This window comes from Cognatundibacterium aquatile, from assembly GCF_014699135.1.
Lineage (GTDB): Bacteria > Pseudomonadota > Gammaproteobacteria > Burkholderiales > Burkholderiaceae_D > Undibacterium > Undibacterium aquatile.
The window spans coordinates 352,309-366,862 of record NZ_JACOFT010000001.1 but is presented as its reverse complement, the minus strand read 5'-3'; the positions used below and the strand labels follow the sequence as shown (position 1 = coordinate 366,862).

The following is a 14,554-nucleotide window of genomic DNA, read 5'->3' as shown; positions in this document are numbered from 1 at the left end:
GGTTCGCCCTGGCCATTGCTGACCGCGTATAGCACCAGTAGGCGTTCACTGACGAGTAAGCGCTGAGACGAGCAATGGTCTCCTTACGGTTTATTGAAACTACCAAAGTATCCGTCATTCCATAAAATAACGGATCAAGCGTTTAATCAGACCAGTGACAAACACGGTCAGCCCCAGGAAAATTCCCATGGCCGCCAGCAACCCCAGACCAATAGGGTTTCCGTCAGATGGCCCGAAAATAATATACAACTGAAGCGGCAGACACGCTGCAATAGCAATAGTCACACCAACAAGCAAAAACCGTGATAAAGGCCAGCGCCCATCATCTGTCATATCAGATACTCCCGGAATCAATCCATGACCAGCAGCCAGCATGCCTTACGTACATTACTGGATCTTACTGTTCGGGCACTGCATCAGGCTGCGCAGAAGAATGGAATAACAGCGCAGAAAGAGCGCTAGCCCAAAGAATCAGACCCGCGCCCAGACAACCGACCGGATCAGCAGCGCCACTCTGTGCAAGCTGCGGATACGCCAATGCCCAAACCATCATCGCAACACCGATCACCGTATGTCGCCTGCTGTGAAACACTTTGGCCAGCGGGATGAAATGCGCACCGACAATAAAAATAAAGGCAGGCACAAACCATTCAGGGTGCCCGATATTCTTCGCAATATTCGCGGACAAAAAAATGGCAACGCCCTGAACAATATTGACGATGTTAAAAATGCGCTGCTCTTTTTTATTTTCAGGCGACTCAGCAGCGGCCGCATGCGCCTCACGATTGCGCCGGTACTGCCGGAAAGCCGCGAAAAACAAAGCCAGCCCCAAGCCACTAATCAAAGCACACATCAAAGCAGCCGGTGCAAAACTTCTGGCAGCCCAGAAAAACAACCAGCCTGAGCCGAAGACCGAAAAAATCATGGCACCGATAGCAGCACCAGCGCGGGATGCAGATTGTTTTTCCATTACTTTCATCCTGTTGAATGTCCAGATAATGCCAGCATTATTTCCCCTTGGCGTTTGCCACAGTGCCATCTTTTATCAGCGGGATCAAGCCATACACGGTACGCCATGCGCAACGCAATTTCCAGGCATTTCTCTGTTGAGTTCTTCGCATTTAGCCAATAGTGCGCATGATGGAAGGATTAAATCACGCTCGCAGCGTTCTGCTCTATTAGCCACTGCTGCGCCAGATATACAAAATCTGGGTAGCTAATTTCGTTGTCATCTATTCCTGCGCCATCGCATAAATCGGGCAGTGCGCCATAGAAATTGTCGAAAGCCTTCTGGATACGCAGGTGTCCTGGAATCCCCGTTCGTTTGGATTGCTGAAACAACCAGGTTCGAACGATGTTTGCAATGCGTTTCTCTGATCCTGCATGAACCTTCAGATCTTGACCCGCGATATCTGACAAACATTTCTGTGACGTGTACGCGTTGCGCTCCATCACCAAAATCGGGCGATTCGTGTACTTACTGCCAGCTAGTTTCCTGCACCCAATAACGAGACCAAGTTCGAAAGGCATGTTAAATCTCGGCAGACCGTTGATGCCGTCCAACTCGATAGCGGATAAGTCGTGGATGCTATAGTGAGACTCCTTAATCAGTCGAACTATCTTGTCGAGGCGAATGTCCCCGGCGTCTCCAGTTTCTAACGCACTTCTCGGACGAAACCCGCAGGCCAAAACACAGAAGATGATGCAGTGGAAGAGCTTCTTGTATTCATCCGTGAATGGACAGTTGATGAAGACAGAATCTTTCTGTGATGACGTTATGCGAGGCATGCGAGCTCCCTACGTGTTTTTCTTAGCCGCGACCTTGCGAACGATTGCCGCACTTTGCTTCTGCGTAAGACTGCTCCCAGTTACTCGATAGGCTTTCACTGGGAAAGGAGAACTCTTCTGGGTCAAAACGCTAGCCGCTAAGGATTTGGCCGACTTGGCGGAAGTTGGGCTCGCAAGTACCTTTGCGGCAGTCCTGGCTTCCTGTGGAGAGATCATTTTCGGGGCACCTCCCTTAGAGATTGCACTGCCCGCCACTAACTTTGTGGTCGAACTTGATTTCTTGCTACTTGGGGCAGCTGAGGCCTTCTTGGCTATCGCTGAGTTTTTCTTATCTGATCTCATGTATTTACCTTTTTACTTCTCAAGCAATCGATTAACCGACTTTCGCCATCTAACGTTGGTAAGGTATGGTCGGAACACAGCAGGCGTGGAGGGAAGCCAAAGCGCAGTTTTGGGTCGTCACGTTGACCTAAAGGTTAGGACTATTTTTCATTGAGTACTGAAATCGTTAATGCACTTCATATATAGATCGAAAATATGTTCAACTTGCAGAATGGTGAAGCAGATTATTGGTCGTAGAGTTACATATTTGGATTTAGAGAATTTGAAAAATTTTTCATCGTGCTCTTTTGTGTTTGAAAAATTAGGACCGTAATGAACCAGGTGATTTCTCAGGCTTTGTAAAAACATTAAATCCTGCCAGTGAGGGGAGTTTACTTGTATTTTCTTCCCAAGAACTTTATTCGCGTAAGTAAGCGATCTGGAAATTCCTTTGTCTTTGAGGTCACTAGGTGAAATTTCTATATTCCTCTGTGTTCGCTCCATGAGGACTAATTCATCGAGGTTTTGCTCAATTATCGAATAGGATGCGATGAAAACGGCTCGTATCAAACTTTGTCTTGTGGCATTCAAATTGCCGATAACATGCCTTGACTCATCGTTAGATTCGATTGGCAACTTTGCAGCGAGATGTTCGTCGGCCGCTTTCGCAGCTTCTAAAAGGTATGCGAGATCAATGAACGACAAAAATCTCGGAACGTTATATGTTGAATCCTCTGTTCGTTGCATATTGCCTGTAATAGTCCTAAAGTTATTGAGGTTTACAAGATTGCATCTTAACTCAGCGTTAAAAAATTAACCATTTTTTGTCAAGCCTTATTATTCGCATCCAGTCTGACTATGTTTGGTGATACCGCTTAAAGATACATTGCAAGCAAATGACTAAAAACATCACATCGCCGCCTCGCTGACCCGATCAGGTCCGTCAGCGTTTGCAGAAATAAAAATCCCGGAACTCGTCCGGGATTTTTTTATGTGCAGTTGCTGTTGACGGTGCACACATCTATGCGACAGCGCATTGGATTGATGAGCGGGTCAACTACATATTGCGGCGGTATTGCCCGCCCACTTCAAACAAGGCGGTGGTGATCTGGCCGAGTGAGCAGACCCGTGCTGCGTCCATCAGTTTTGCAAACACGTTTTCATTGTTGATGGCGGCCTGTTGCAACGCTGCCAGTGCTTGCGGTGCAACGTCGGCGTGGCGTCGATGAAAGTCTGCCAGGCGCGTGAGTTGCGATTGTTTTTCCTCTTCGGTTGAACGTGCGAGTTCTATCTTTTGCGGCGTGTCATTTGCCTTCGGATTACGGAAGGTGTTCACGCCGATGATAGGCAGCGTGCCGTCATGTTTCAGGTGTTCATAATGCATGGACTCTTCCTGTATCTTGCCGCGTTGGTAGCCGGTTTCCATCGCACCCAGCACGCCACCGCGTTCGGCGATACGCTCGAATTCCTGCAACACGGCTTCTTCCACCAGATCGGTCAGTTCTTCGATGATGAAGCTACCTTGAATCGGGTTTTCGTTTTTCGCGAGACCCCATTCACGGTTGATGATCAGCTGTATCGCCAAAGCGCGACGCACTGATTCATCGGTCGGCGTGGTGATCGCTTCATCATAGGCATTGGTATGCAGGCTGTTGCAGTTGTCGTAAATCGCAATCAATGCCTGCAGCGTGGTGCGGATATCGTTGAAGTCGATTTCTTGCGCGTGCAAGCTGCGTCCCGAAGTCTGAATATGGTATTTCAGTTTCTGACTGCGATCATTCGCAGCGTATTTGTCACGCATCGCCACCGCCCAGATGCGGCGCGCCACCCTACCCAGCACAGTGTATTCTGGGTCCATGCCATTGCTGAAGAAGAAGGACAGATTCGCGGCAAAATCATCGATGTGCATGCCACGGGCGAGGTAGGCTTCGACAAAGGTAAAGCCATTTGACAGCGTGAATGCGAGCTGCGAAATCGGATTCGCACCGGCTTCGGCAATGTGGTAACCGGAAATCGACACCGAATAGAAATTACGTACCTGATGGTGCACGAAGTATTCCTGAATATCGCCCATCACCTTGAGCGAGAACTCGGTCGAGAAGATGCAGGTATTCTGACCCTGATCTTCTTTCAGAATATCGGCTTGTACCGTGCCGCGTACATTCATCAACACCCATGCGCGGATTTTGGCGGCTTCGTCAGCAGTCGGTTCGCGCTTGTTGTCCGCACGGAATTTATCCATTTGCTGATCAATCGCGGTGTTCATGAAGAAGGCGAGTATCGTCGGTGCCGGGCCGTTAATGGTCATCGATACCGAAGTCGCAGGATCGCACAGATCAAAACCGTCGTAGAGCACTTTCATATCATCCAGCGTCGCAACGGAAACGCCGGAGTTACCGATTTTGCCGTAGATATCAGGGCGAATCGCTGGGTCAGCGCCATACAGCGTGACCGAGTCAAAAGCGGTGGACAGGCGCTTGGCATCCATGCCTTGCGACACCAATTTAAAGCGGCGATTGGTGCGGTAAGGATCGCCTTCACCGGCGAACATACGGGTTGGGTCTTCGCCTTCGCGTTTAAACGCGAACACACCGGCGGTGTAAGGGAAAGAGCCCGGCACATTTTCCAGCATCAGCCAGCGCAGGATTTCACCGTGATCGACAAAGCGTGGCAAGGACACTTTGCGTATCGTCGTGCCAGACAAGGATTTGTAAGTCAGGCGGGTGCGGATTTCTTTGTCGCGGATTTTGACGACATATTCATCACCGGAATACGCCTGCTGCATATCAGGCCACATGCTGATCAGCTTTTTGGATTCGGCATCAAGCTGGGCATCTTTGTCGCTGGCAAGCTGATTCAGTTCAAACAAAATATCGTTTTCGCGCAAGCGGGATTGCAATTCCCCAGCCCCGGCCTGCTCTGCCTGCGGGCGAACGAGTACCGGAGCGCGGCCGCTTGCATGCAGATGTTCATGCAGCATGCGTGCTGATTCGTGCAGTTGCTGGCGTTCGCGCGCGAGCACCACTTGCTTGCCGGTATGCTTGTGATAACCGCGCACGGTATCGGCAATTTCGGCCAGATAACGGCTGCGGGCCGGTGGCACGATCACGTTTTTGGCGCTGGAAAATTTCACGGTCACCGGTGCCAGTTTGCCTGGAATAGCTTTCAAGCCACGGGCGGTCAGCGCTGGCAGCAAACCCTGATACAGGGCCGTCACGCCATCATCATTAAAGCGCGAAGCCTGCGTGCCATAGACTGGCATCTCGTCAGGCTTTTTGCTCCACATTTCGCGGTTGCGCTGGTATTGTTTGGCAACATCACGCAGGGCATCCTGCGCGCCTTTGCGGTCGAATTTATTGATCGCCACAAAATCGGCGAAATCCAGCATATCGATTTTTTCGAGTTGCGAAGCAGCCCCGAATTCCGGCGTCATCACATACATCGATACATCGACATGCGGCACGATCGCCGCGTCACCCTGACCGATGCCGGAGGTTTCCACGATCACCAGATCGAAGCCAGCCACTTTGCAGGCCGCAATCACATCGGGTAAAGCCTGGGAAATTTCCGAACCGGCTTCGCGCGTGGCGAGCGAGCGCATGAACACACGCACTTGCCCGGCCCACGGATTAATCGCATTCATGCGAATGCGGTCGCCCAGCAAGGCACCGCCGGATTTACGGCGCGAAGGGTCGATAGAGATCAGTGCGATATTCAATTGATCATCCTGATCAAGGCGAATACGGCGGATCAGCTCATCGGTCAGCGAGGATTTACCTGCGCCACCAGTGCCGGTAATGCCGAACGCTGGCACAGTGGTTTGTTCTGCGGCTTTCAATAATTCGGCGCGCAATTCCGGTTTGACGCTGTCGTTTTCCAGCGCGGTAATCAGTTGCGCCAGCGGGCGATGTTTGGTCGTGATGTCACCTTCTGTCAGCACATCGAGCGAGGTCGGTGCATAGCCGGACAAGTCCACATCGCAGGCCTGTATCATGGACAATATCATGCCGACCAGCCCCATGCGTTGCCCATCTTCCGGGCTGAAAATACGCGTCACACCGTAAGCATGCAGATCGGCGATTTCTTCCGGCACGATCACCCCGCCGCCGCCGCCGAACACCTTGATATGCGCGCCGCCACGCTGTCTGAGCAGATCGATCATGTATTTGAAATACTCGACGTGGCCGCCCTGATAGCTGGAAATCGCAATACCTTGCGCGTCTTCCTGCAAGGCGGCGGTGACGATTTCTTCGACCGAGCGGTTATGTCCGAGATGAATCACTTCGGCGCCATTCGCCATCAGGATGCGGCGCATGATATTGATCGAGGCATCATGGCCGTCGAACAGGGATGCGGCAGTAACAAAGCGCACTTTATTCGCAGGTTTATATTCGGTCAGATTCTGGGCTACGGACAGGTCAGTCATGTCTTCCTCAACAAGGTATGGCAAAGGTTTGCGCTCTGGGCGGCGGATTTCCTTTGCTGATTAATTATGCAGCTAAGTTATATGACGTTAACGTAAACGTCAATGAGTATATGTAAGCAGGTAAAAAGCGTGACACTCAATACTGACGCGGCTTACAGACCAAAAATGGCTCAGCATGCCCATGCAGATTGAGTGCCTGAAAAATATTCACGATTCCGGCAATCATTTCCGGTTCGCAAGCACGCCCCTGCCATCAAAAAGCAGCGGCAGGAGCGCGCTTGTCAGCCTCAGGCGACGCGGGAAAGTTCTGTTACTGTCGCTTTTTGCGGGCTGAGCAAGGCGGCTTTTTCAGCATAGTAGGTTAGGACCGATTTTTCCTTCACGTGACCAAAACCACGGATATGTTCCGGCAGATTGGCCAGCGCCACCGCCTGTTCCAGATTATCTTGATTCAGACCTGACATCAGGTTCAGGATCAGATCGCGGTAGTCGGTAATCAGGGCACGTTCGGATTGACGCTCTGCGGTATAAGCAAAGATATCCAGCGCCGTGCCACGCACACCTTTGCATTTCGCCAGCAGTTTAAATGCCTGCCAGACCCAGGAGCCGTATTGCGCCTTGACCAGATGTCCTTGCCCATCCTTCTTCGAGAAAATGGGTGGTGCCAGATTAAATTTCAGACTGAAATCGCCTTCAAACTGTTGTTTGAGTTTGTCAGTGAATTCGCCATTGGTGTACAGGCGCGCGACTTCGTATTCATCTTTGTAAGCCATCAGTTTGAAATAGTATTTCGCCACCGCCGTACTCAGACGATTACCCTGCCCCAAGGCGCTTTCCGTGCTGCGCACCCGGCTGACCAGATCGCTGTATTGCGCGGCATAGGCGGCATTCTGATACGCCGTCAGATAGTCAACGCGGCGCTGGATCAGCTTGTCCAGGCTTTGCGGCATGCTCACAACGACGTTCTGAGCCGGAATCGCAATTTTTTCTACTTTCGGCAGATCGACCGCAGCGCGACGACCCCACAGGAACGCCTTTTTGTTCGCTTCAACCGCTACGCCATTGAGTTCAATCGCACGCGTTAACGCGGCTTCCGATACAGGGATCGCGCCTTTCTGATAGGCGAAACCCAGCATGAACAGATTGGTCGCAATCGAGTCACCCATCAGCGCGGTGGCCAGACGGGTCGCATTGATGAAATCGACCTTGCCACCTACCGATTCGCTGATCAGATGTTCGACCGACTCCAGCGGGAACTGCCAGTCTGCATTTTTGGCAAACGCGCCGGTCGGTTGTTCGTGGGTATTCACCACGGCACGGGTACGACCTGCACGCATTTTGGAAATCGCATCATGCGCACCGGCAGTCAGGATGTCGCAACCCAGTATCAGATCGGCTTCACCGGTGGCGATGCGTTGCGCACGCAGTTTGTCAGCCTGTTCGATGATGCGGATATGCGAAGTCACCGAGCCATTTTTCTGCGACATACCGGTCATATCCAGCACCGATGCGCCCTTGCCCTCCAGATGCGCCGCCATACCAAGCAAAGCGCCGACCGTGATCACACCAGTACCGCCAATACCATTGAGCAGGATGTTGTAAGCGCTGCCGCAGGCCGGCAGTTGCGGCTCAGGCAAAGCACCGAAATCATCGTTCTTTGCGGTGCCAGTTTTTGATTTGCGCAGTTTGCCGCCTTCTACCGTGACAAAGCTGGGGCAAAAGCCTTTGACGCAGGAATAATCTTTATTGCAGGAAGACTGGTCGATCACACGTTTGCGGCCAAATTCTGTTTCCAGCGGCATCAGCGAGGTACAGTTGGATTGCACGCCGCAATCGCCACAGCCTTCGCATACGGCGTCGTTAATGAACAGACGCTGATCCGGGTCGGGGAATTCGCTTTTTTTGCGGCGGCGACGTTTTTCGGCGGCACAGGTCTGATCGTAAATCAGCACGCTGCAACCAGCGATTTCGCGCAATTCGCGCTGTACCGCATCCATGTCTTTACGGTCGTGCAGCGTGACCATCTCCGGTAATTGCGAGCGGTCGCTGTAACGCGACAAATCTTCCGTCACCAAGGCGATGCGCTTGACGCCCTCGGCCGCCATTTGCTGCGCCATCATAGGCACGGTAATGGTGCCGTCGACGGGCTGGCCACCGGTCATCGCGACCGCATCGTTATACAAAATTTTGTAGGTGATATTTACTTTCGCCGCCACCGCCGCGCGTATCGCCAGATAACCGGAATGGAAATAGGTGCCGTCACCGAGATTCTGAAATACATGCGGTAATGTGGAAAAAGCCGCCTGACCTATCCACGGCGCGCCCTCGCCGCCCATGTGGGTGGTGAGCTTATTGTGTTCAGGATAAATCGCGGTCGCCATCACATGGCAACCGATACCGGCCAGCGCCAGGCTGCCTTCCGGTACCTTGGTCGAGGTATTGTGCGGGCAGCCCGAGCAATAGTAAGCCGGACGCGCCGGAGTATTCACCTGCTTGGTCAGCACCACATCTTTCGCTTCCAGAAACGCCAGACGCGCCTTGATCAGGTCGCTGGTGTGGAAGCGCGCAATTCGTGAAGAAATCACACGCGCAATCTGCGCCACAGAAAAATCAGCCTTGGAAGTCAGCAGCCATTCACCACGCGGATGTACCCATTCGCCTTTTTCATCGAACTTACCGATCACGCGCGGACGCACATCGTCACGCCAGTTATACAACTGTTCTTTGAGCTGGTATTCCACCATCTGGCGTTTTTCTTCGACCACCAGAATTTCATCCAAGCCTTGCGCAAATTCGCGTATGCCATCCGGCTCCAGCGGCCACGGCATAGCGACTTTATACAGGCGGATACCGATCTCAGCAGCGAACTTTTCATCAATGCCCAGCTCTTCCAGTGCTTCCAGCACATCGAGATAAGATTTACCGGAGGCGACAATACCCAGTCTGGCCTGCGGGCTGTCTATCGTTACGTGATTGAGCTTATTGGCACGCGCATACGCGAGCGCTGCATAGATTTTGTAATCCTGCATCAGCGCTTCCTGCTTACGCGCCTGTATGCCCAGCGTGTCCAGCGACAAACGGGTATTGAGACCGCCTTCCGGCATCACAAAATCTTCAGGTATCTTGATCTGCAAACGGAAGGGATCAGCATCGACCGAGACGGTGGATTCCACCGTATCTGCGAGTGCCTTGAAACCAACCGCACAACCAGAAAAACGCGACATGGCCCAGGCATGTAAGCCCAGATCCAGGTATTCCTGCACATTGCAGGGATACAGCATAGGAATCATACATGCAGAAAAAATATGGTCAGACTGATGCGGCAAGGTGGACGAATACGCGCCGTGATCGTCGCCGGCCACCAGCAAGACGCCGCCATGTTTGGCGGTACCGGCATGGTTCATGTGTTTAAACACATCGCCGCAGCGATCTACGCCCGGGCCTTTGCCATACCACATAGAAAACACGCCGTCGTATTTGGCCGGGCCGATCAGATCGACAGTCTGGGTGCCCCAGACGGCAGTTGCAGCCAGATCTTCATTCACACCCGGTACGAACTGTACGTGATTTTGTTCTAATAATTTTTTGGTTTTCCACAAAGTCTCATCGAGACCACCGAGCGGCGAACCGCGATAACCGGAAATAAAACCGGCCGTATTCAGACCCGCAGCCAGATCGCGCTGACGTTGTATCATCGGCAGACGGACTAAGGCCTGTATGCCTGAGAGAAAAATCGTTCCGCTGTTGGACGTGTATTTATCGTCGAGCTGCACATCGTGCAAAACCGGTGAATTAGCAGAATTAACTGAGGGTACGGATTGGGTTGTTGCTGTGGTGGACGGGCTTGCGCCTGAGGCGGACGAAAGTCCAGCAGACCCCATCGTGGTGTCGGTTGACATAGTGGCTCCAAAATTTGTGATTTTTGATCGCAAAGAACATACAGAGCGTCCGGTAAGACACACATTTGTTCGTCACCTGTAGCGAGGTATCGGGTACAGGTTCATTGCGTTGGCTGAGATAGCAGCCATTTTATTCGAATCCGGAACAAAACTCGATAGCCAGAGCAGCCATTACCATGGCAATGCTAAATACGTCGCCACCAGGAATACGATTGATGACTCAGTTCTTTGCAGTACGGCCTTTTGTCCAGATCCGGAAAGATATCAAAGAAAGCTTTCGAAATTATCGCTGCAGCGCTTTCCCGACTTCCTTTGAAATCTGCTGTGTTCACAGTGTAGATCGCCCTATGGATTATAGAAAATACGGAATTCAAATACGGGTATCATAAAAATTGATAGCCAAATTCTGCGCCTGCTATTAGTTCAAAAATAAGCGCCTCACTTCCGACGGTATGCATTTTTTGCATTTGTTAGTACGAATTCATTCTTTCTTTGAATTCTGGTGGCACTGCTAAGATTTCACGCCTCAGATTGCCAAATTGCAATCTTCTACCCTATTGCACATTCCCCAAATATGTCTTTTGATCCTGTACTCACACTCATAGGTAATACGCCAGTTGTCCGCATCCAGTCACTGGATACCGGTCTGTGCGAACTGTATGTCAAACTGGAAAACCAGAATCCCGGCGGCTCTATTAAAGATAGGATCGCTCTTTCCATGATAGAAGCGGCCGAGCGCAGTGGTGACCTGCAACCCGGCGGCACGATCATTGAAGCTACAGCGGGCAATACCGGGCTGGGGCTAGCGTTGGTGGCAATCCGCAAAGGCTACAAAATCAAGCTGGTAGTGCCGGATAAAATGAGCACAGAAAAAATCCAGCAACTCAAAGCGATGGGTGTGGAAGTCTTGCTGACACGTTCGGATGTCAATAAAGGTCATCCTCTTTACTATCAGGATTATGCCCGCCGCATCGCTGATGAAACGCCGGGATCGTATTACATCGATCAGTTCAATAACCCAGCGAATCCGCTTGCACATCAAACCAGTACCGGGCCGGAAATCTGGCAGCAGATGGGAAACAGACTCGATGCGATTGCGGTCGGTGTCGGCTCCAGCGGTACCTTATCCGGACTCAGTGCCTATTTTTCGACCGCCGCGCCAGAACTCGAATTTGTACTCGCCGATCCGCAAGGATCGATTCTCGCTGATTATGTAGAAACCGGCAGCTACGGCACCGCTGGCAGTTGGCGCGTCGAAGGCATTGGTGAAGACTTCATCCCGCCACTTGCGGATTTTTCCATGGTGAAAAGTGCGTATCGGATCAGCGATGAAGAAAGTCTGTTCACCGCCCGCGCCCTGTTAGAAAAAGAGGGTTTGCTGGCGGGCTCTTCGAGTGGCACGCTGGTTGCCGCCGCGCTGCGTTACTGCCGTGCGCAAACCAGACCTAAACGGGTGCTGACTTTCATCTGCGACAGCGGCAACAAATACCTCTCCAAGCAATTCAACGATAACTGGCTGGTTGATCAGGGTTTGCTGCAACAACCGCAACACGACAATCTGACTGACCTGATTACACGGCCTCATCAGCGTGGTGCCACTGTCTTTGCACGCCAAGAAGACACACTGGCAGATGCGTATCAGAAAATGCGCCGTCACGACATTTCGCAAATGCCAGTCATAGAAGGCAATGCGCAGCTGGTCGGCATCATTGATGAGTGGGATATTTTGCTGGCACTGCGCGCCGATAAAGCCAACTTTACGCAGCCAGTACGCCAAGTGATGAGTAAGGATCTGGTGACGCTGCATCCGCACGACCCACTGGAAAACCTGCTCGGTATCTTCCGCGAAAACAAGGTGGCACCCGTCATCGATGGCGACAATTTTCTCGGCCTGATTACACAAACCGATGTGATCAACTACTGGCAACGCCATTAACCCGGCCACCGTCGAAAACCAACTGACACCGCGATGCACCGCCACCTGACAGTCTTCATTCATTTTTAGGAAATAAACATGTCTCACCCCGATACCCTGAGCGTACACGCAGGCTACCAGCCAGATAGCACCGGCGCGGTCATGCCACCAATTTATCTGAGCTCCACCTACGCGCAACGCGCTCCGGGCGAGCACACTGGCTTTGAATATGGGCGCAGCGGCAATCCCAGTCGTCAGGCTTTCGAGCGGGCGCTGGCAGAATTGGAAGGCGGCACTGCCGGTTTCGCCTTTGCTTCCGGTCTGGGAGCCATGACGACAGTACTGGAATTATTAGAAGCAGGCAGCGAAATCGTTGCGGTGGACGATTTATACGGCGGTGCGTGGCGCTTATTTGAACAAGTCAAAGCACGTAGTGCTGGTTTAAAAGTACGCTATGTCGCGCCCGATGATCTGACTGCTTTGCGATCTGCAATCACACCTGCCACCAAACTGGTCTGGCTGGAAGTGCCGACCAATCCGTTGCTGAAATTTCCGGATATCGCTGCCATCACGGAAATCGCACGCGGCGTTGGCGCGTTGACGGTTGTTGATGCGACCTTCGTCACACCTTACCTGTTGAAACCACTGGAATTCGGTGCCGATATCGTACTGCATTCGATCACCAAATATCTGAATGGCCATTCTGACGTGATCGGCGGTGCTGTCATCGTCAAAGATCAGGCGCTGGCAGATAAGCTGCGCTGGTTGCAAAATGCAGTTGGCGCAATATTGGCACCGTTCGACAGCTTTCTCGCGTTGCGGGGCTTACGTACATTAGCCTTGCGCATGCAAAGACACAGCAGCAATGCGCTGACACTGGCAAGATGGTTGCAACAGCAAAGCGGAATCAGCGATGTGATTTATCCCGGCCTCGCCTCGCATCCGCAACACGCACTCGCGCAACGTCTGCTACCCAAAGGACAAAGTGGCATCATCTCCATCAGACTCAACACCGATGCCGCTGGCTTGCGACGCTTCGTCGCGGCACTGAAATTATTTACGCTGGCGGAAAGTCTCGGCGGCGTAGAAAGTCTGATTAACCATCCGTGGTCGATGACACATGCAGCAATACCGGAAGCATTGCGTATTGAAAGAGGCATAGGTGAAAATTTACTGCGCCTGTCGGTCGGTATCGAGCATCCTGCCGATCTGCAAGCGGATCTGGCGCAGGCTTTAGCGGCGATCTGAACACCAACGGCGGGGCTTACGACATCAGACTGCGCGTATGCGGCCAGACCCGGTGCTGACAAAGTTGCCGGGTAACGTCGAGCACCCGTTTTTCGACGGCCATGGCCGCATTTGTGAGGGGGATATTTTTCGACGAACACAGCGTCACAGTACGCGACAGCTGCACATCGCTGACAGGCCACGCCAGCAACTCTCCGCGTTCGATTTCCGCCAGCATCGGTGCGACCGGCAAAATGGTCGCGCCCATGTCGGCCAGCAATGCCGATTTCAGAATGGCAATTGAGGTGATATCAATCACCTGCTCGATTTCCAACCCATGTTCACGTGCCACTTTTTCTATTCCGGGCCGCACACCATGTTGAATACTCGGCAGGATCAACGGCGTCTGCAATGCCTTTTTCAGACTGATGCTTTTGCGTTTACAGGCAAACTGCGAATCGGCGCGGGTGATATACATCATTTCTTCTTCGACCAACGGTGTGCATGCGAAATGATTTTGCAGTTGTCCATCATTAAACAGAATAGCCAGATTCAGACGACCTGATTTTAACTGCTCGGTCAGATTGCCGGTCAGCTCTTCTGTGAGTTGAAATACGATATCCGGAAACGCTGCACGCACCGCCGTCAAAAGTGGAAAAGCGAGCGCACCGGAAACGCTTTGCGGTATGCCAAGCGCCACCGTACCACTGGGCTTATCGGTTGATTGGGTGACAGCTGATTTGGCGTCACTAACCTGTTTCAATATGGCTTGCGCATGTTCATAAAACAGCTTGCCGGCATCGGTCGCCTGCATACCCTGCGCTGACCGATGCAGCAAGGTGGCACCCAATTCTTCTTCGAGATGTTGTAATTGTTGCGTCAATGCAGGCTGTACGATATGCAGCACTTTCGCCGCACGTGACAAGGAACCATGATCCACAATCGCGATGAAATAACGTAACTGGCGCAGTTCCATAC

At 52.1% G+C, this 14,554-nt stretch carries 8 protein-coding genes; 2 read left to right on the top strand and 6 right to left on the bottom strand.

Annotated features, from left to right (window positions below):
- Positions 1 to 114: 114 nt before the first annotated feature.
- The 5 genes from H8K26_RS01640 to H8K26_RS01620 form a co-directional block, all read right to left on the bottom strand.
- Positions 115 to 333 (bottom strand): hypothetical protein, encoded by a 219-nt coding sequence (locus H8K26_RS01640; protein ID WP_190476905.1) that lies wholly within the window; start codon positions 331 to 333, stop codon positions 115 to 117.
- 64 nt (positions 334 to 397) lie between these two features.
- Positions 398 to 970 carry a DUF7010 family protein gene (locus H8K26_RS01635; RefSeq protein ID WP_190476903.1) on the bottom strand — a complete coding sequence of 191 codons (573 nt, stop codon included), beginning with the start codon at positions 968 to 970 and terminating at the stop codon, positions 398 to 400.
- Positions 971 to 1,149: 179 nt separating this feature from the next.
- Positions 1,150 to 1,788, bottom strand: a complete 639-nt coding sequence (locus H8K26_RS01630; RefSeq protein ID WP_190476902.1) for a hypothetical protein — start codon at positions 1,786 to 1,788, stop codon at positions 1,150 to 1,152.
- A 1,378-nt stretch (positions 1,789 to 3,166) separates the two neighbouring features.
- Positions 3,167 to 6,535 carry a fused isobutyryl-CoA mutase/GTPase IcmF gene (gene icmF, locus H8K26_RS01625; protein ID WP_190476900.1) on the bottom strand — a complete coding sequence of 1,123 codons (3,369 nt, stop codon included), beginning with the start codon at positions 6,533 to 6,535 and terminating at the stop codon, positions 3,167 to 3,169.
- Positions 6,536 to 6,822: 287 nt separating this feature from the next.
- On the bottom strand, positions 6,823 to 10,434 hold the full coding sequence (locus tag H8K26_RS01620; RefSeq protein WP_190476897.1) for an indolepyruvate ferredoxin oxidoreductase family protein: 3,612 nt from the start codon (positions 10,432 to 10,434) through the stop codon (positions 6,823 to 6,825).
- Between the two features lie 574 nt (positions 10,435 to 11,008).
- Here H8K26_RS01620 and H8K26_RS01615 point away from each other — a divergent pair.
- Positions 11,009 to 12,370 carry a pyridoxal-phosphate dependent enzyme gene (locus H8K26_RS01615; protein WP_190476896.1) on the top strand — a complete coding sequence of 454 codons (1,362 nt, stop codon included), beginning with the start codon at positions 11,009 to 11,011 and terminating at the stop codon, positions 12,368 to 12,370.
- Between the two features lie 78 nt (positions 12,371 to 12,448).
- Entirely contained in the window at positions 12,449 to 13,597 is a 1,149-nt protein-coding gene (locus H8K26_RS01610; RefSeq protein WP_190476894.1) for a trans-sulfuration enzyme family protein, read from the top strand.
- Positions 13,598 to 13,613: 16 nt separating this feature from the next.
- Here H8K26_RS01610 and H8K26_RS01605 read toward each other — a convergent pair whose 3' ends face one another.
- Positions 13,614 to 14,552 (bottom strand): LysR substrate-binding domain-containing protein, encoded by a 939-nt coding sequence (locus H8K26_RS01605; protein ID WP_190476892.1) that lies wholly within the window; start codon positions 14,550 to 14,552, stop codon positions 13,614 to 13,616.
- Positions 14,553 to 14,554 lie beyond the last annotated feature (2 nt).